The sequence below is a fragment of the Paenibacillus sp. FSL R10-2778 genome (genome assembly GCF_038593035.1).
Lineage (GTDB): Bacteria > Bacillota > Bacilli > Paenibacillales > Paenibacillaceae > Paenibacillus_AQ > Paenibacillus_AQ odorifer.
In genome coordinates this window covers 6,181,330-6,198,113 of sequence record NZ_CP151956.1, presented here as the reverse complement: position 1 = coordinate 6,198,113, position 16,784 = coordinate 6,181,330, and the positions used below count along the sequence as shown (strand labels likewise).

Annotated in this window: 20 protein-coding genes, 1 pseudogene and 1 riboswitch; of the genes and pseudogenes, 18 read left to right on the top strand and 3 right to left on the bottom strand. The window is 37.2% G+C overall.

What is annotated here, in order from left to right:
* The first annotated feature begins 1,563 nt into the window (after nt 1–1,563).
* On the top strand, nt 1,564–2,037 hold the full coding sequence (locus tag NST40_RS27735) for a hypothetical protein (protein ID WP_076219059.1): 474 nt from the start codon (nt 1,564–1,566) through the stop codon (nt 2,035–2,037).
* A 225-nt stretch (nt 2,038–2,262) separates the two neighbouring features.
* Nucleotides 2,263–2,390, top strand: a pseudogene (locus tag NST40_RS27730) (glutathione-dependent formaldehyde dehydrogenase); the annotation flags it as partial.
* Nucleotides 2,391–2,444: 54 nt separating this feature from the next.
* Here the strand turns inward: NST40_RS27730 and NST40_RS27725 are convergent.
* Nucleotides 2,445–3,119, bottom strand: a complete 675-nt coding sequence (locus tag NST40_RS27725; protein ID WP_342410195.1) for a DUF4097 family beta strand repeat-containing protein — start codon at nt 3,117–3,119, stop codon at nt 2,445–2,447.
* 228 nt (nt 3,120–3,347) lie between these two features.
* On the opposite strand from NST40_RS27725, the gene NST40_RS27720 reads away from it, so the two are divergent.
* From NST40_RS27720 to NST40_RS27680, 9 genes are all read left to right on the top strand, one after another.
* Nucleotides 3,348–4,142, top strand: coding sequence for a MerR family transcriptional regulator (locus NST40_RS27720; protein WP_342410194.1), 795 nt, complete (start codon nt 3,348–3,350; stop codon nt 4,140–4,142).
* A gap of 463 nt (nt 4,143–4,605) precedes the next feature.
* Nucleotides 4,606–5,010, top strand: coding sequence for a GNAT family N-acetyltransferase (locus NST40_RS27715; protein ID WP_038573410.1), 405 nt, complete (start codon nt 4,606–4,608; stop codon nt 5,008–5,010).
* A gap of 192 nt (nt 5,011–5,202) precedes the next feature.
* Nucleotides 5,203–5,691, top strand: coding sequence for a DUF2199 domain-containing protein (locus NST40_RS27710; protein ID WP_076208636.1), 489 nt, complete (start codon nt 5,203–5,205; stop codon nt 5,689–5,691).
* Nucleotides 5,692–6,191: 500 nt separating this feature from the next.
* Nucleotides 6,192–6,410 carry a helix-turn-helix transcriptional regulator gene (locus NST40_RS27705; RefSeq protein WP_036681352.1) on the top strand — a complete coding sequence of 73 codons (219 nt, stop codon included), beginning with the start codon at nt 6,192–6,194 and terminating at the stop codon, nt 6,408–6,410.
* Entirely contained in the window at nt 6,394–6,828 is a 435-nt protein-coding gene (locus NST40_RS27700) for a hypothetical protein (RefSeq protein ID WP_342410193.1), read from the top strand. The genes NST40_RS27705 and NST40_RS27700 overlap by 17 nt, the downstream gene beginning before the upstream one ends.
* Nucleotides 6,829–6,886: 58 nt before the next feature.
* On the top strand, nt 6,887–7,258 hold the full coding sequence (locus NST40_RS27695) for an iron chaperone (RefSeq protein ID WP_076277822.1): 372 nt from the start codon (nt 6,887–6,889) through the stop codon (nt 7,256–7,258).
* A gap of 207 nt (nt 7,259–7,465) precedes the next feature.
* Nucleotides 7,466–7,645 (top strand): hypothetical protein, encoded by a 180-nt coding sequence (locus NST40_RS27690; RefSeq protein ID WP_076221028.1) that lies wholly within the window; start codon nt 7,466–7,468, stop codon nt 7,643–7,645.
* A 98-nt stretch (nt 7,646–7,743) separates the two neighbouring features.
* Entirely contained in the window at nt 7,744–7,992 is a 249-nt protein-coding gene (locus NST40_RS27685; RefSeq protein ID WP_081387643.1) for a hypothetical protein, read from the top strand.
* Between the two features lie 481 nt (nt 7,993–8,473).
* The gene (locus tag NST40_RS27680; protein ID WP_076220911.1) at nt 8,474–8,833 is read left to right on the top strand and encodes a hypothetical protein; all 360 of its coding nucleotides are present in this window, start codon (nt 8,474–8,476) and stop codon (nt 8,831–8,833) included.
* Between the two features lie 72 nt (nt 8,834–8,905).
* Here the strand turns inward: NST40_RS27680 and NST40_RS27675 are convergent, their stop codons facing one another.
* Nucleotides 8,906–9,409: a hypothetical protein gene (locus NST40_RS27675; protein WP_076220913.1), complete on the bottom strand. Its 504-nt coding sequence runs from the start codon at nt 9,407–9,409 to the stop codon at nt 8,906–8,908.
* Nucleotides 9,410–9,880: 471 nt separating this feature from the next.
* Between NST40_RS27675 and NST40_RS27670 the strand changes: the two genes are divergently transcribed.
* From NST40_RS27670 to NST40_RS27645, 6 genes are all read left to right on the top strand, one after another.
* Nucleotides 9,881–10,246: a hypothetical protein gene (locus tag NST40_RS27670; RefSeq protein ID WP_076277820.1), complete on the top strand. Its 366-nt coding sequence runs from the start codon at nt 9,881–9,883 to the stop codon at nt 10,244–10,246.
* 13 nt (nt 10,247–10,259) lie between these two features.
* Nucleotides 10,260–10,448 carry a hypothetical protein gene (locus tag NST40_RS27665; protein ID WP_076219833.1) on the top strand — a complete coding sequence of 63 codons (189 nt, stop codon included), beginning with the start codon at nt 10,260–10,262 and terminating at the stop codon, nt 10,446–10,448.
* Nucleotides 10,449–10,905: 457 nt separating this feature from the next.
* A complete protein-coding gene (locus tag NST40_RS27660; protein ID WP_342410192.1) occupies nt 10,906–11,427 on the top strand; it encodes an AAA family ATPase in 522 nt (173 codons plus the stop codon).
* Nucleotides 11,428–11,451: 24 nt separating this feature from the next.
* A complete protein-coding gene (locus tag NST40_RS27655; RefSeq protein ID WP_342410191.1) occupies nt 11,452–12,315 on the top strand; it encodes a hypothetical protein in 864 nt (287 codons plus the stop codon).
* A 41-nt stretch (nt 12,316–12,356) separates the two neighbouring features.
* Complete coding sequence (locus NST40_RS27650; protein WP_076219829.1) at nt 12,357–12,857, top strand: hypothetical protein; 501 nt, start codon at nt 12,357–12,359, stop codon at nt 12,855–12,857.
* Between the two features lie 30 nt (nt 12,858–12,887).
* Nucleotides 12,888–13,412, top strand: a complete 525-nt coding sequence (locus tag NST40_RS27645) for a hypothetical protein (protein ID WP_342410190.1) — start codon at nt 12,888–12,890, stop codon at nt 13,410–13,412.
* Between the two features lie 55 nt (nt 13,413–13,467).
* Here NST40_RS27645 and NST40_RS27640 read toward each other — a convergent pair whose 3' ends face one another.
* Nucleotides 13,468–14,301, bottom strand: a complete 834-nt coding sequence (locus NST40_RS27640) for an AraC family transcriptional regulator (RefSeq protein ID WP_342410189.1) — start codon at nt 14,299–14,301, stop codon at nt 13,468–13,470.
* Between the two features lie 170 nt (nt 14,302–14,471).
* Between NST40_RS27640 and NST40_RS27635 the strand changes: the two genes are divergently transcribed.
* Complete coding sequence (locus tag NST40_RS27635; protein WP_076277815.1) at nt 14,472–16,523, top strand: beta-galactosidase; 2,052 nt, start codon at nt 14,472–14,474, stop codon at nt 16,521–16,523.
* Nucleotides 16,524–16,594: 71 nt separating this feature from the next.
* Nucleotides 16,595–16,703, top strand: a riboswitch (TPP riboswitch).
* The last annotated feature ends 81 nt before the right edge of the window (nt 16,704–16,784 follow it).

Below are 16,784 nucleotides of genomic sequence, written 5' to 3'. Positions count from 1 at the left end.
AAAAGAATGCATTTTGGTACTCACATAGGATTACTTTATATGCAAATGACTAGTTAATGAATTAATTGTCCAATTTTGTACTTACGGAAAAATCGTTTTGTAGTACTTTTCGTAAGCTCGAATAAATAGGCCTCGTAAGCTGCAAATAAGTTTTAGAAACCAACTTTAATGTAAAATTTAGACACAAACTTTAATGTCACCATGTGTTTGATGCTCTTTTCCTAGACACCAACTATATTGTTAATTTAGACAAGGGTTAAAAACCCGGACCCCCTTGATTTTATTGGGTTTTTCAGACACTAACTATAATGTCACTGAACAAGTTGTTGACTAATTACATTAATGTGTTGTTCTGAACATTAAAGTATTGTTTTGAGTAACAAAATTGCAATAAAGTTGTGTTTTGAAAAGCTTAAGACAAAAATGAGCGTGGAACAGCAACACTGACATCTAGAGCCGTCCTGAAAATACAGGGCGGCTTTATCTTTTTTTTTATATGGGGGAAGATGATCTCACAAGGCCGACTTAGTGAAATTGAGCAGGGAAAGACTAAACCCTCTGCCGAAACTCTAAAAGAATTAAGGAAAGAAATTAATGTTGATTTAAACTGGTTATTCGACGAGGATATTTAATTTTGTGAATATGTTGATGGTGTGCTACCCGCGTACGTTCTTTAATAGGTAATTGGAAATGGAATATAATGAGGAGGACGCAGCCCAAGCGAAGGCGCGGGAGCGTTCTTTTTATTAAACTAACGGGAGGATATCCCTCAATTCAATGTTTTAAGTACGGCAGCATAACGAAACAGTAGTTCATTAGCGTTCGAACCAAAACAGTGAGATACAGACAACTGAAGCACGGATGAGTCGGAACGAAACTATCATACGGACGAAGATCCTGTCAGGCAGCATATCTGACCTCCACCTCATGGACAGGTTGAATGAAGGAATGTGGGAGCTAGGCTGTGAGACTTGGGAGGGTTGACCTCCATGAGGAATGTGGAGATCCATAAGTGCAACCATACTTTTCCTAGATAACCACTTTCTTCAAGGTGTGGTTAAGGAAATGTTCTTTTGCGCTTTTCCTCATCCCAACATTTTCTTCGATTTCAACTTGATTCCACCATGAAGTCGTCTGCACTGAACGAATAAAATCAGAAACCTAAGATATTACGAGCATTCAAGAGAAAAGTGATTCCTCATAGAGGGAGAATAGTTTAACAAAGGACAGGATACCGAAGCACCTGTTCTTCAATAATTTCACCATACTTCGGCTACTCTTTGTAAGTGGATTGATCTGTGTCCATGTAGACTACACATTAAAAGACTTATTAGAACATAATATTACATAGAGGAGAATTGGAGATTATTGCGTAAGGAAATTAATATTATAGTAAACTGATGTTCACATGCACTTTAAAAGGTAGTATGATAAAATAAGGAAAATAATACATTTTATAGTTTGATCTTTTCCTTTACGGACCTTATCCATTCGTTCAACATTTAAGTGAATATAATGTTTTAAAGTAGGAAATAATTATTGGTATAGAAAGGGCGGGATAATATGTTTAAAAAAATATATTTAATAGCCTTTGCAGTGACTATTATTTCAGGAGTGGCATTAATATCAAATTCAAAAGCAGACACCTATCCAGAAATGGAAACCGTAAATAAGACAGTTGAAAATCCTGTTAACACTAATTTTTCAACAAATAACGTAAAATCCGTAGAATCCGTAGAATCAGTAAAAAACGTAGAATCCGTAGAATCAAAAATCGCAAAAGGGTATTATAGTCAACTATATACACCTCATGGCATGTTCTTGCGAGCAGATAAACAAAGTATCTTTAAGGAATCGGAGATAGCAAGAAATTTAGATCAAATCGGGCCTAATACGAATCAACTAATTTTTGAAGGCGAGTTTTTTTTAAAAGTAGATGAATCAACATTTCTTAAATCGTATCCCAATTCGTTGATCTTAAATGAAACCTTAAATGAAACAGATGAAAACCCGATTAGACTGACGAGGCTTCATTAAGCTAACTGGCAGGATAGTTTGAATATCCAATATACGGTATTAGATTAATTATATCGATAGTAGTACTTTTTATATGCATCGGATACATTGAGTTCCAAAGGATGGTTCAAAACAGTCAAACAAAATCATGAAGGTATAAGCCGCTGTAATGCGGATTATACCTTATTTTGATGGAATTCACTATCAAGCTTATATATTTTGGCCTTCGGGTACATCATAAGATAATCGATTTACGGGTCGGATCAACAACTTTATCAAGGTGATTTTCCATTACAAGACGGATATTTTATCGGTTATAGGCCGGTGGAATAGTCGAAGAGGTAGGACCAGAAGTTTCAAAAGTGAAACAGGGGTTATCCCTTTCAATATTGTATCTGACTTCATACGAGCTAATATTTAACTACTGGCTACTCAGAAAATTGTAAGGTAATATCGCCGTTATTTGTATAAGCAGATAATTTTTTTGAGCCATTCTCTTTATTGGCAGGCAAATTGCTATCTCCTTTCTTTACCTTGCTTAAGATCGCGAAATCATCATATGACCCTAGAATAGAACCGCTAATATTTCCGTTTTTTGTTTCAAGGGTTATAGCCGTCCCTGCATTCAATTTGTCCAGTTGGATATTTCCGTTATTTATGTTTACTTCCACTGTCCCTAAAAACGCGATTGTTGGTAATACAATACTTTCATTTGATGTTTTTAATGTCAAATTTTTTAAAGTTGCATCAGGTATCCATACCTGAATAGTTCTGGTTACTTGCGAACCTTTTCCTCCGATATAGTCGTTCCATTCCTTATTACTGTCACTTACCATTGACAGTTCTTTATCGTCAGATAGATCAATCTTGTAAAAATCTTTCTCACTTTCATAGTAAACAATATGAATTTGTTCATCTTTAGATTGGAGAATAGTTATTTTTTTGTCCTTTACATCAATTGTTAAGGTATCAATCTTTTGGGCAGGGATGATGTAATTTTTTTCCTCCAAGGAAGTGGAGTGGGAGGAGCATCCTGCCAATGCTATCAATAGTGTCACCAATATGCCTATAGTAGTTAGTAATTTTTTTGCAGTACTTTTCATTATAAAATGCTCCTTTGTTAAATCATTTTTTTTTAATATAGCCAGTCCTACGAATACCAATCCTAAGCTGCTCTGCAAAAAAATTGCGATATGCAACAAAGTATTAGAGTTGAACATAATCATCTTGAAAAAGTAATAAATCCATTTTTGTATTTCGTTGCGTTTATCAGTCGCATATGTTTTAATCATCATAAACTTTTGTGTTACAAAAAGGTCAAGAGGGTAGATATGAACAACTATTTTACAATTAAGCAAGCAGCAGAAATCGTAGAGACGACCAGTGAGACCTTGCGGCACTATGATCGTATTGGATTAGTCAAGCCATGCCATAAAGATGAATTGTCGGGATATCGATACTATTCCGAGCAGGAGCTCGTAAAGCTGCAAACCATTGAACTGCTCAAAGCAATGGATCTTACTTTAATGGATATTAAAGATATATTGCAGCAGAATGATCTCTCTAAAGTAATTGAATTTCTAAAACAGGCAGAAAAAAGAGCAGACGATAAAATTGCTCGTCTGCAGTATGCAAAATCGAAAATTAAACGTGCCTATCTACATTATGAAAATAAGTTCCACAACGGTTATAGTCAAAGTGAAAATTACATTGTCAGAAACATAGAGGAAAGGGTAATTATGCTTTCGAATAAAATGGAAAGCCCCACACTAAAGAATTTATGGGACTATCACAGACATTTCTATCAACAAATTGAGACTTCTCTGCATTCACAATTTCTATTTGAAGATATGGCGGGAATGTTCACGACTGAAGGAATAACACGGTTATTTGCTGTTTGCTTGAAATATCCATCTTCAGAGGGTTTGACTGTGCTACCAGAAGGGGACTATCTGTGTGCAAACTGTACCGAAGAGAATAGGAATGCTGTATTACAAAATTTACTTGAAAGGGCAAAGACGGAATACGATGTGTGTCCAGATTTTGTTCTTCATAACATTATTGTGACTGGAATATTGCAGTGGGATTATCAGATACAACTGTTCATTAAGAAACGCACATGTTAGATTAAATACAAAGGAAAGGGTTTAGGAAAAGAAAATTGTTTGATTAAAAGTCGCTAATTTAGCGGCTTTTTTTGATTAAGGAAGCACGTTTCTTGCCCCAGGCTGAGGACAAGAACGTTATACTTCGCCGATTAGCTAAATATTTAACTATAGTTCAATGTTATCTATTTAGCTAACTGGCAGATTAACGCTATAAGTCTTAGGAATAGTATGCTTAAGTGAAAAAAGTATTTTCATGAATTCTGTAATGTGAATAAATACAAATTCCACTGCAGTTAATCCATTTTCTATACATATTTTTAATAGTACATTGAGGTAAATAAAGTGATTATTCACTTTGATAAATTCGAAATTGCTTTGTCGGTATTATTTTACGGCTTCGTAAGGATTGCAAAACCATCGAAATATGGGAGTTTAAAACAGATGTGTGCCGTAGTTAGTTTTATGAAAGGAAGGTATAGCGGTGAGTATTTATTACGCTTCAAGCAAAGAGGATATCACTAAGGATGCACTCCAAGAGTTATTTCTTTCGGTAGAATGGGAGTCTGGCAAGTATCCAAACGAGCTTTTACAAGCAATCGGAGGGTCTCATTCAATTGTTACCGCTTGGGAAGGAGGAAAGCTTGTCGGTTTAATAAATGCTTTGTCAGATGGTGTTTTAACGGTATATTTTCATTATATGCTTATTAATCCGAGTTATCAGAGTATAGGTATAGGTAAGGAAATGATGAATATAATGCTTGATAGATATAAAGGGTGTAAAACAAAGGTATTAATTTCTTATCCGCATGCAGTGGATTTTTATAATAAGTTTGGCTTTAACACAGAGGATGGAGCTACACCAATGTTTATCTCAGAGTTGATATGATTAAAATAACGGATCACGATAGTTTAATCGCAACAAGAAGGCAGCCGATCCGAGGATCAGCTGCCGTTTTTATTGAAGTAAAGGGGCAGGATAACTCAGTAATTTCGCGAATACTCAAAAGATGGAATTATCACAAAGTTCCCGAATAAGACGTTATAAGAAATCGGCGAGAAACTATAAGGAGCAGAAAACATGAAATGCCCTCACTGTAACAACGAATTAAGTGAACTTCCTTTATGTTACGGAAGTGAAGCACCATATTATTTTTACACTGTACCAGAAGAGAAAAGAACAGAATTAATTAGAGATTTTTGTGTAATTGATGAACAGCATTTCTTTATTAGAGGCCATATTGAAATACCAATAATCGATAGCAAAGAGAAATTTATATGGAGTGTGTGGGTTTCTCTTAGTGAAGAAAACTTTCTGAAGTCTAATGAATTATTGCACGTAGAAGGAAGGGAGACGGAAGAACCTTATTTTGGTTGGTTATCGACTGAACTTTCAATATATCCAATAACTACATTATCGTTAAAGACAATGGTGCATACACAAGAGGTTGGTGCTGTTCCGTTAATAGAATTAGAACAAACGAATCATCCACTTGCAGTTGAACAAAGAGAAGGAATTACAATGGAGAGAGTTAAAGAAATTGCTCATTTAATAAACCATAGTCAGTAAGAGAAAAATTTGAATCTATAGTCGAAGAAGCTGCCGACAGCTTATTAAATCATATCTACGCCAACAGACACCCCTGCAAGGCTAAACTCGGTGCGTAATGTCGTTTAAGCTAACAGGAGACTTTTGTTCAATGAAACAGAGACAGTCTTAATATTTTATTTTCTGCTGACAATGACACTTTTTTATCCAAAAGGCAAACTTTAGGAGGGTATATTCTTGAGGCAGACTAAGCTAACTGAAGTGTTTTTTTATAAGTTGTCGCCCGTGAAACACTCAACGTCACCCGTACTCCTATTAGGGAGTTAACGGGTGGCGTTTTTTCATGCCCGATTCTACAGATGTAGTATCAACAAGGCGTGCCCTAAATCATTACACCTATAAAGATCACGGGTTAAATTGCAATCAACTTCAGCTGATGGAAAGTTAGCTTTACATGTATAATCCAATATATTATTCTTACGGAAAGTTAACTTTCCATAATTGCTTCAGGAGGTAAGATATTGAAAAACAGGCTTGAAGAGATTAGAAAAGAAAAGGGCATTAAACAAGAAGAACTAGCGGATAAATTGGAAGTATCCAGGCAAACGATTGGTTCACTTGAAAATGGCCGGTATAACCCATCCATCATTCTTGCATTTAAGATTGCGCGGTTTTTTGAAATGAGTATTGAAGATATTTTCATTTACGAGGAGGAGCTGGGTAATGAAAACGGCAAGTAAATGGGTGCTCTTAACAATTGCAGGTGCTATTATGGTTTATATGGGTGGATTTATTTTAACTGACGAGAAGCTAAAAGGAATTTCCGGTTTGCTCATTGGTGTGGGTTCAGTCCTTGCAGTGCTTGGAGTAGGAAATATGGTGTATTCGTTATGGCTTAATAAGCCCCAGAACAAAATAAAGAATGATGAGAAAGTTAGAATGAGTAAAATTGAGGCTAATGATGAACGGAAAATAAGAATAAGAGAAAAAGCGGGTTGGAAAACTAATATTGTTAACTTTTACATCCTAATGGCTCTAACTGTTGTATTTAGTTTAATGGGAGTAGATCAAATTGTAGTCACTGTGTTATGTGGTGTTTTTGTTTTTCAAATCTCCTTAGGAATCTTCCTGTTTAATTATTATGCTAAGAGAATGTAATTGGAATGACGTAACATCAATTAGAATATTCGAAAATATTTTGTTAGGAGAGAATGACATGGAAGTATTTGCAGAATATTTAGCGCAGATTGATAACCCGCAACATCGGGAAAGAATGGAAGAGGTTTTAGCTTGGGTAGCTGGAAAATTTACTGATTTAAAGCCAAAAGTTGCGTGGAATCAGCCTATGTTTACCGATCACGAGACTTTTATTATTGGTTTTAGTGTATCCAAACATCATTTGGCGGTTGCCCCTGAAATTGCAGGAATTAATCGTTTTTCTGATGAAATATTGCAGGCAGGTTATGATCACACCAAGCAGTTGTTACGCATCCGGTGGGAAAGTCCCGTTGATTTCTCATTACTTGAAAAAATGATCGAGTTTAATATTTTGGATAAGGCAGACTGTTCAACTTTTTGGCGGAAATAAAACGTATTATTTAGCGTTAAATTCTTTTTAAGCAAATTTATATGTGGAAGCACCGGAGGACAAGTCACTTTTAATATGTGATTTGTCTTTTTTATTTGAATTCTCAGCACGAAATATTCAATATTTTGGAAGGTGGATGGAATGTTGGAAGCGAATTTATACACGTTAGTTCAACCTGCTGAATGCTGAAAAATGGAAGTGAGACAAATGGCTGCTTCCATTCCGAGAGTCTTTTTTAATAAATATGATACAGTTGGACAAGAAGGGATATTGTTGATGGAAGATCTGACCCCGACACATAACAATTTAGCTGACTGGGAAGTACCTATTGAATCTGATAAATTATATTCAGATATCAAAATACAACATGCATCCATGGTGATCTAAATGTTGGCAATTTATTATATCCGATGTTCAGCAGTTCAAGGCCGTGCATCATTGATCCTGAAGCAGTGAAGGTTGGGCTTTGTACGGAGGATCTCGTTATGTTATTTATCCACGATTTGTTTCATGGCAGTGAGGAGACTACACGTATTTTTGATCTGTATTTTCATTCAATTAACAATAAAATCAAGAGCGCATACACGTACACACAATTTGTGGAGGATGTTAGATTATCGATTATGGAAGGAATCTTTTTTCCAATAAAGTTATTTGTTCATGAAGGAATTAAGGATGAGGAGCATATATGGAAATCGATAAATGCTTATAAGGATTTAGTTAGGTTTGATTGAAAGACCACTAACAAGTTGTAAGTCAACAAGCCATTATTTAGTTACATTGTATAAGCTGAAGTGGAATAATTGGGATATAACTGTATTAGGTATTGAGATAAGAAGTATTATATACAACAAAAAGTACGTACTTCAAAAAATTCGCTAAAATTCTCGTTTGTACATCCTGCAGCTGTTGTTAGAATGTCATGAACAGTGGCTTAAATGAACTCTACATTTCTACTTTTGTCGCCACTCGTTAACTGGCGTGTATTCCCAGGTTGATTCAGCTGATAACTTCATCACGCTCAATCGTAATCTCATATTAAATTATTGCTGGTGTTTTCTATCGTTGATAAAGTGATTCATGTATTTATAAGGAATTTAAGATTAGGAAGTATTCTAAATGTGTTTGTTTGAATTATTATGGGTACTAAACTATAATTTAGAGGTCTAGGAATCTTTCGACAATCGCGGACTCTTGATTAATAGGAGGTGTAATATGAAATTCTTTAGAGATTCTTCAAAGTGGCTAAGTATTATTGGCCTAATTCTAGTGTGGATTAGTGTGTCATATATTTTTGGATTTATTACTTATATATCGTTATTCGTTTTACTTTTACTTATCCAAGTAATTCTCATTTCTTCTTCTAATATTCAAATTAAAAAGAATCAGAGACGTGTAATCGTTATAGGTGGACTAGTAGTGTTAATTGGTATTGTAAGTTTTATCATCGCCTTTTTTATTGAAGTACCTATTTGGTATAAGATATTTCTATTAATTGCTCAAGGAGCGTTTGCTTATGCGGAAATTAAAATGTTAATTGAAGCAAGAACATCAAAAAATAGACTGACTAAATAATAGTAATCTGCAAATAAAAATGAGAGGCGATCCCCAATTTGGGTCGCCTCTCATTTTTATATATCAATGTACTTACGCTACTGCTGTATATTCTGTAGTTGTGTAATACGTCCAGTAGGACATGGTTGGATTTACAATAAGTTTTTGCCAAGTAGTAACTGTAACTTTAATTCTAGTGAAATTTTTATAGTCATTTAAGAGGGTATTAAGAATTTCTTTCAACTGATTAGCGGGTGTATAGCTATCAACCTGTTGAATAAGTTGACCAACTGTAATTAGTGTTGCTGCGGCAACAAGAGCACCTGCAATAAAGGGTGGAAGCTTAGCTTTTATAGCGTTAGTAGCTAGCCCGATTCCTACTGAAGTAACAGCGAGACCGAGACCGGTATAACTACTCCCAACGTGAGAGTTAATCATATCTACAAGCTGGGTCTTAGAAATATAATTGGTTTCCGTAGCACGAACTTCCGGACTTCCAACACCTGCCATTACTTGCTGATTTCTTGCTTCTGCCCGTTCTATATTTAGTAATTCTTCCAGCGATGATTCTTTGATAAATTGATTGTTTTCGTTCATTTTAACTCCTCCAAAAAGTTTATTGAAAGAATGGGGGATGTAAGTTCACAAGAAGAATCCCCTTCTTCTAGGAACAAACATTCTTTTCAAGGATTAATATATCATATAGCGTAACGTAACGCAATATATAATTAATAAAAATATCCAATTATGAAAAAACAGACTTTTCATTCATGAGGAAACTTCTCTTTACTAAGGTTTAAGAACATAAAAATAAAGTGTATTGTCACGATACGTTATATCTTTTTATAATATTTTTTTGTGTTACTATAAATATTATTAAATCCTATCTCTATAAATATTCCTGATTAGGAAGGCTTATCTCACTTATTATCAAAATTCCAAAAATCATTGTAATGATTTGATGAGTATTAATTAAATTTTAAAGGATATAACGAATGAAAAAGTGAAGAATATGGTAGGACGTAACAAATCGCTATATAATGATCAAAATAAATAAGGAGGTTAACCATGAAATATACCATAAATCTATTTGGTTATAACGTTGATTGTCAATTAACCGTGGGAAATGAAGGATTGCATATTAACATTCTTGAAGATGATCAGCGGGCTTTGAAGCAATATCTAATTCGAGTGTTGCCTAAGTATGGGAGAGAGGTTTCTAGCGCTTCTTCATTACAAACACTGCTGGAGCTTGCCTTAGATGCGGAAAAAACGCTAGAGGGCCGTATGGCCGAGCCTAAATTAAAGCTACCTTATGAGTTTCAACCCGAAATCAAGGAAAAACTAATCGAGGCTGCTTCCTTGCAAGAAATGTCTGCTACTCAACTATTGATCCGTATTATTGAAAAAAAATATCAAGAAATTATTGGATAGGAGAGATACAAAAATGGCCTATGGTAATAAGGTGAAATTTCATTATGATGTACCAGCTTACATTAAACAACAGTTGGCAGAAGCGGCTAAACAGATGGGAATGACAGCAACAGAACTACTATCAAGATCAATAGAAGAAGAGTATGAACGTATTAAGAAAGAAAAAAACTCATCGTCTACAAATTCGATAGTTGGGAAATAAACTGGCCAAAAGTCACTATCTGTTCTAAAGGCATACTTTGATAGGTGTAATCAATTCCGATTCTATCACAGAAAAAAAAGTGTCCTATTTTATAGGATTCTCTTAGACTACTCTCAATTAAATAAATGTAGATATTTGGAGTCGTATCTTCAATCTTACAAGAAAATTCAGATGTTGAGCTTGCATTCATAATTCTTATGATATGCTCGTGAACATGCGCAGGAATTAGTGGTTCAAGGAAAGTAAACGGGAACTGTTGACGTAAGTTCTCATAAATTAGCATAAGATACTAAACCCCTTTCTAGTTTATTATATGTAATCATAACCAGTTTGTTCATTATAACAAACATACGTTCGTATGTTAAGAGAGCAAATAGCTAATATTTTAGAAAATGAATCCCGACAACATATATCAAATACTTAGCAGATTCATTAATGCTGAAGGAAGTGGCCCTCGTTGTTTTTTCTTCAGATGTCTGGATACCCCGGATCAGGGAAGTCTTCATTAGCCAGAGTAATAGCGCAGCATACTTCTGCTGTTATTCTTGATCACGACATTGTAAAGTCTTCTCTTATGGAATCACTTGGAGTAAACATTGGGTTCAAGGAAGTTGGAAAAATTTCGTATGACATTGAATGGGCTTTGATAGATTTCCACTTATCTCAAGGTCATAATGTTATACTCGATAGCCCTTGTTTATACTCTGAAATGATAGAGAGAGGATTGAATCTGACCCGGAAATATAATGTGGAATATAAATATGTAGAATGTCTATTAAATGACTATGATGAGCTCAATAATAGACTGCGAAATAGAAAAAGAATGATTAGCCAGATTGAAAGAGTGCCTTCTGAAGAGACATTGCTAAAAACTATTGAAAATGCTAAAAAGCCATCTAATGTCAGAATACATATTGTTAATACAAAGGAACCGATTGAATCCTATATTAAAAGTGTCATTGAATACTTAAATACTTAGCCTAAATTTTGAGGAGGGGAACAGATGGATTTTGAGAAAGCAGCCCATTTCATTTGGACACATGGCAGATTATTAGAAAGAAGGGTTTTTGAATATATTTTCCACGGTGGATCAATGAGCAATGTTATGACTTCACTAACAGCCTACCAAAACGAAGATGGTGGGTTTGGAAATGCAATAGAGCCGGATTTACGGGCACCCGGTAGTCAGCCACTTTTCATGGAATTTGCACTACGTTTTTTATATGACTGTAACATAAAAGACGAAGAACTTTCTCAAAAAGCATGTGATTATATTTCAAAGCATGCTGATTTAAAAAAAGGGATTCCAACAATATTTTCTTCATCAGCAAACTATCCAAGAGCAAAACATTGGAATAACCCACTTTCTACAGAGCCATCATTTAGCAGACTTACTGGTCTTGTCGGGCTTCTTAAGTGGCAAGGGATAGAACATTCCTGGCTTGATAAAGCGACAGAAATTTGTTTGGAAGATATTCACGCACAAGCATATGACGATGCGCATACAATTTTGACTGCATTTTATTTATTGGAAAGCCTACCTCAATCGGATTATATCAAAGGATTATTTCAAAAATTATCTAAGGAGCTTATTACTGCCAACTTCTTTTGTATGGATGCCGCATCCCACAGTTATGGACTCTCTCCTCTAGAATTTTCGCCATCACCCACTTCTTACTGTAGCAGCATATTTTCTGATGAAACCATTCTTGATCACTTAAAAGTATTAGAACACCAACAGGAGGATGATGGAGGATGGCAGATAACATGGGAGCCTCCCGGTGAAACAGCGAGGTTGGAATGGAGAGCCTATAAGACGCTAAAGAGTTTGATGATACTAAATTCATACAATAAGATTAATCTATGAGACTATTAAGGAGATAATAAACACTCCAAGGAGAGGAACCTATGAACAAATTAAGGGCAATCATAGTTCCGTTATTCTTAATCTTTTTATTTGGATGTAGTAAGGAGCAAATTAGCGATAATTCAAAAAAAGAATATAGCAAAGCTGAACAATTTATTACCGATATGGGCTATCTGATCATTAGTAATGAAGGAATTGTTTCTGAATATTTATTAGATAAAAAACTGCTGACGGAAATGCCATACATGCAATACTGGAGTGTTCAAAGTGTTGATCCAGTCGATTATATAGGCAAGGAAATAACTACAAGTAAGTTCATCGTTAAAAATCACCCCTTAGATAATGAGAAGGATAATACAAAAAAACAAACCCTGATTTTTCTGCTAGAAGCAGACGATGAAGTGATAGGAGGCTATAGTTTTCCTGATTTCGATGAATTACATATGGGTTGGGTTTACACCATTGATGGAAAAACACTCGAAGAATTGACCGGAGAAGCTTTCCCGAAATGGTCAAAGGAGTGGAATTTAAGATATAAATAACGGTTGGGGAGTATTTATAAAGGAGCAGATATGAAAAAACTAATCCTAGTGCTTGTAGCTGTGGTTATTATTTCGAATGCGATATGGAGTTATTTATATTTCAATAAAGAGGTCGAAACAAATTTAAACACTGGTGTTCAAGTATATACGCTTAAGGGTACAGGGGATACATGGGATGTTTTAGATTACAAAATAATAATTTCATCTAGCAAAATTTTACGGGGACATGGGAAGTTAGTGTTCAAGGGAGACCCAAGCGCTTTAGTGAACAGTAGCTATTATAAGTATGAAGTCAATGAAAAAAACAATAATAATAAGGATGAAACAGTTCTTGTAAATGAAGCTAGGTCAACGGATGGACCCGTTTCAATATTAAGTAACACTGATATCGCGTCTATAACAGGTCCGTATTCGTATGACGAATTAAATAAAAATAGACAAAATTATGAAAATACCACTTTATCTATTACATGGAATGATAATGAAGGGGAGCTTCATTCCGAAACAATAAGTTTAGATATTGCGAGTGGAATTTCTCTTAAGGATGATCTTTAAGGGTGATAAATCCAAGAGACTAAGATTGAATCTCAACGGACTGAAGGAAGATCGTCTACGCCCCAAAAGCCTGCCGGTACTTCACAGGAGACATGCCTTCAAACCTTCTGAACACTTTAATGAAATAGCTGGACTGGGCAAAACCGGACTGAGTCGCAACCTGAGCAATGGAGAGTCCTGTGGACACCAGTAAAAGCTTGGCTTTAGCCAGCCGACAATCGGTTAAATAACGGTTAGGTGTTTTACCCATAACCACCCGGAACAGCCTTAGAAAATGATAGCTGCTGTACCCGGTCAATCTTGCCATCGATTCCAGAGACCAAGGGCTGGCACATTCGACATGGATGATATCTGCAGCACTGCGGATGGACTGCCTAACCTCGTGCGGTACTGAGCCGTGAAGCGGCTCGGAGTTCTGCAGCAATTTTACTAGAAGCTCATACAGCAAAGCAGATAATCTTGGCTCGCTACGGGTCACGTAGGAAGCGCTTAGTAGGTACATTTCCTCGAATAGCTCGTCCAGCTTAGCATCCAAATCAAAAGTGAACAGGTATGCACGAGACTGGTCCACTTCTTCTAATAAGGGAAGGACAATTTCAGTGTTAAAATGAACCCAGCGGACATCCCAAGGCTCGCCTGGGTCAGATCCGTATTGCTGATAAGCCCCTTTAGGGTACAGAAAACCTCGTCCTCTACTCATCGGAATACGTTCGCCCTCATGGAATACATAACCCTCCCCATCAAAGATCAAATGCAGGTTATAACTCCCCAGAAAACCTTCGCTTCTTCTCTCTGTATGTTGTGGAAAGTGAGTGTAATGTCCCAAAAATTCAGGATAACAGACATATTTCGAAAAAGCCGGTGTCGGCAAATACCATTGTTTCTTCATGTTTGGCAGCACCCGTTTCTGTAGCGCAACAGAGCGCAAGTTGGATTAAGGCAATGAACGCAAGATTGTTATATGATAGCAATATTTTGTTATATAAGACCTCTTATCATTGATACTACAATAGAATTATAAAATATTGAAAGCATATTTTTAATACTTTGGAGGTAATGATGAAGAAACCTGTCGCAACTGAAAAATTCGAGCTTGGCGTCTGTTATTATCCGGAGCACTGGCCAGAAAACATGTGGGAGGACGATTATCGCCGGATGCGTGAACTCGGCTTTACGATCATTCGGATGGGGGAGTTTGCTTGGTCTATTTTTGAACCGGCAGAAGGGCAGTTTCAGTTCGGGCTCTTTGATCGGGCGATTGATCTAGCACATAAATATGGTCTTCAGGTTGTACTTGGTACTCCGACGGCGACGCCTCCAGCTTGGTTGACTGATAAGTATCCCGAAGTTTTAAATGTTACCTACGAAGGTGTTACACTTCAGCATGGCATGCGCCGTCATTATAATTACAGCAGTCCTAAATACCGGGAACTGTGTGCACGTATTGCAGAACAAATGGCTGAACATTACGGCAATCATCCGGGTGTAGTTGGCTGGCAAATTGATAATGAGCTCAACTGTGAGATCAGTGAATTTTATTCGGAGAGTGACCATAAGGCTTTCCGGGAATGGCTACAGCAGAAATATGTTACACTTGAGCATTTGAACGAGGCTTGGGGAACTGTTTTTTGGAATCAAAGCTATAGTGACTGGTCTCAGGTCTATCTTCCACGTCCGACTCCAGTACCGAAGCAACCCAATCCTCATCAGGCATTGGATGAAAAACGGTTTATTTCGGACAATACAATTTCTTTTGCCAAAAACCAAGCGGATATCATCCGTAAACTTGCCCCTAAGCAGTGGGTAACCACGAACGGTCTGTTCGGGCATCTCGATAGCCATGAAATGACGGATGAACTGTTGGATTTCTTCAGCTATGATTCCTATCCTCAGTTCTCTACTATTTTTTATGACCCGAATGAGCGGAATCCGCTGAATGATAGAGGCTGGGGACTGTCGTTATCTGTTGTTCGTTCGATATCCCCGAATTTCTGCATTATGGAGCAGCAGTCGGGCCCGGGTGGCTGGGTGAACCGGATGGATATGCCTTCTCCAAAGCCCGGGCAGATGCGGTTATGGACTTATCAGTCGATCGCTCATGGAGCAGATATGGTGTTATATTTCCGCTGGCGGACAGCTACGATGGGCAATGAAATTTATTGGCATGGAATCAATGACTATCATAATCAGCCTAACCGGAGAGTGCGGGAAGCGGGGCAGATCGGTCAGGAGCTGGCAGCAGCAGGTCATGCGTTTGTCGGTACTCGTAATCAGGCTAACATTGCTATTGTTCGTGATTATGACAATGAGTGGGATGGAGAATACGATGTTTGGCATGGCCCGTTTATGTGGAAGAGCAATAAGGAGTGGTACAAGGCGCTTCAGCGGAAGCATATCCCGAATGACGTACTCTATTTACGCAAAAAAACAACGCTGGAGGAGCTTGCAAGGTACGACGTGCTTATCTATCCTCACCCAGCGATTATGACAGATGAGACAGCAGCACTGCTGGATGAATATGTTCAGCAAGGCGGCAAACTGATCTTCGGCTGTAGAACCGGCTATAAGGATGAGCGCGGACAATGTTATATGCGTCCTTTCCCAGGTGCTGCTAAGGATCTATGCGGGATCACAGTTGAAGAATTCACAATGGTTAAGGGCAGTCGTCAGCCAACAACAATTAGCTGGTCGGGCGTGACCGAAGTCGTTACAGGAGCAGATGACTTTAATGATATTCTCAAAATAGAGGAAGCTTCGGTTGAAGTGATGGCGGTTTACGCCTCTGATTATTATGCGGGAAAACCGGCGGTAACTAGAAATCGTCGCGGCAAGGGTGAGGTTTGGTATTACGGAGCCGTATTTAATGAACAGGCAGCGGCTGAGATCATAAATTTAATTGATCTACAATCGCCAGCAGATTGGCTGGAGCTCCCAGAAGAGGTAGAGCTGCAAGTCCGTACCGGAGCTTCTTCCAGTTATGCTTTTTTGCTTAATTATAGTGAGACTCCTGTCACGATCCATCTTCATGAGACCAAAACAGATTTACTGAGCGGCACAACATTGTCGGGCGAGGTGCTTCTGGAAGGATTTGGGGTATTGGTGTTAAACTAACGTATACATTGATCTCACATTTGAGTAGATTTGGATAATTCTCTCTTTTCGGTTATACTTTGAAGTAGCAATTATATAGTCACGGGAGCTTGGTGGAACCAGGCTGAGAGGATAGTTATAACTATCGACCGTCAAACCTGATCTGGATAATGCCAGCGGAGGAAATGGAGCTCTATTTCTATTTGTCTACTCTAAGGCCGCATCTTATACAGATGTGGCCTTTTCTATGTGTGGGGAGTAGACCGTCTCCGCTTGATCAAA

Excerpts from the sequence above, each read along its gene's own strand:
- NST40_RS27735 (WP_076219059.1), top strand. The coding sequence starts at position 1,564 with ATGTTTAAAAAAATATATTTAATAGCCTTTGCAGTGACTATTATTTCA.
- NST40_RS27725 (WP_342410195.1), bottom strand. The coding sequence starts at position 3,119 with ATGAAAAGTACTGCAAAAAAATTACTAACTACTATAGGCATATTGGTG.
- NST40_RS27720 (WP_342410194.1), top strand. The coding sequence starts at position 3,348 with ATGAACAACTATTTTACAATTAAGCAAGCAGCAGAAATCGTAGAGACG.
- NST40_RS27710 (WP_076208636.1), top strand. The coding sequence starts at position 5,203 with ATGAAATGCCCTCACTGTAACAACGAATTAAGTGAACTTCCTTTATGT.
- NST40_RS27700 (WP_342410193.1), top strand. The coding sequence starts at position 6,394 with ATGAAAACGGCAAGTAAATGGGTGCTCTTAACAATTGCAGGTGCTATT.
- NST40_RS27695 (WP_076277822.1), top strand. The coding sequence starts at position 6,887 with ATGGAAGTATTTGCAGAATATTTAGCGCAGATTGATAACCCGCAACAT.
- NST40_RS27690 (WP_076221028.1), top strand. The coding sequence starts at position 7,466 with ATGGCTGCTTCCATTCCGAGAGTCTTTTTTAATAAATATGATACAGTT.
- NST40_RS27685 (WP_081387643.1), top strand. The coding sequence starts at position 7,744 with ATGTTATTTATCCACGATTTGTTTCATGGCAGTGAGGAGACTACACGT.
- NST40_RS27680 (WP_076220911.1), top strand. The coding sequence starts at position 8,474 with ATGAAATTCTTTAGAGATTCTTCAAAGTGGCTAAGTATTATTGGCCTA.
- NST40_RS27675 (WP_076220913.1), bottom strand. The coding sequence starts at position 9,409 with ATGAACGAAAACAATCAATTTATCAAAGAATCATCGCTGGAAGAATTA.
- NST40_RS27670 (WP_076277820.1), top strand. The coding sequence starts at position 9,881 with ATGAAATATACCATAAATCTATTTGGTTATAACGTTGATTGTCAATTA.
- NST40_RS27665 (WP_076219833.1), top strand. The coding sequence starts at position 10,260 with ATGGCCTATGGTAATAAGGTGAAATTTCATTATGATGTACCAGCTTAC.
- NST40_RS27655 (WP_342410191.1), top strand. The coding sequence starts at position 11,452 with ATGGATTTTGAGAAAGCAGCCCATTTCATTTGGACACATGGCAGATTA.
- NST40_RS27650 (WP_076219829.1), top strand. The coding sequence starts at position 12,357 with ATGAACAAATTAAGGGCAATCATAGTTCCGTTATTCTTAATCTTTTTA.
- NST40_RS27645 (WP_342410190.1), top strand. The coding sequence starts at position 12,888 with ATGAAAAAACTAATCCTAGTGCTTGTAGCTGTGGTTATTATTTCGAAT.
- NST40_RS27640 (WP_342410189.1), bottom strand. The coding sequence starts at position 14,301 with ATGAAGAAACAATGGTATTTGCCGACACCGGCTTTTTCGAAATATGTC.
- NST40_RS27635 (WP_076277815.1), top strand. The coding sequence starts at position 14,472 with ATGAAGAAACCTGTCGCAACTGAAAAATTCGAGCTTGGCGTCTGTTAT.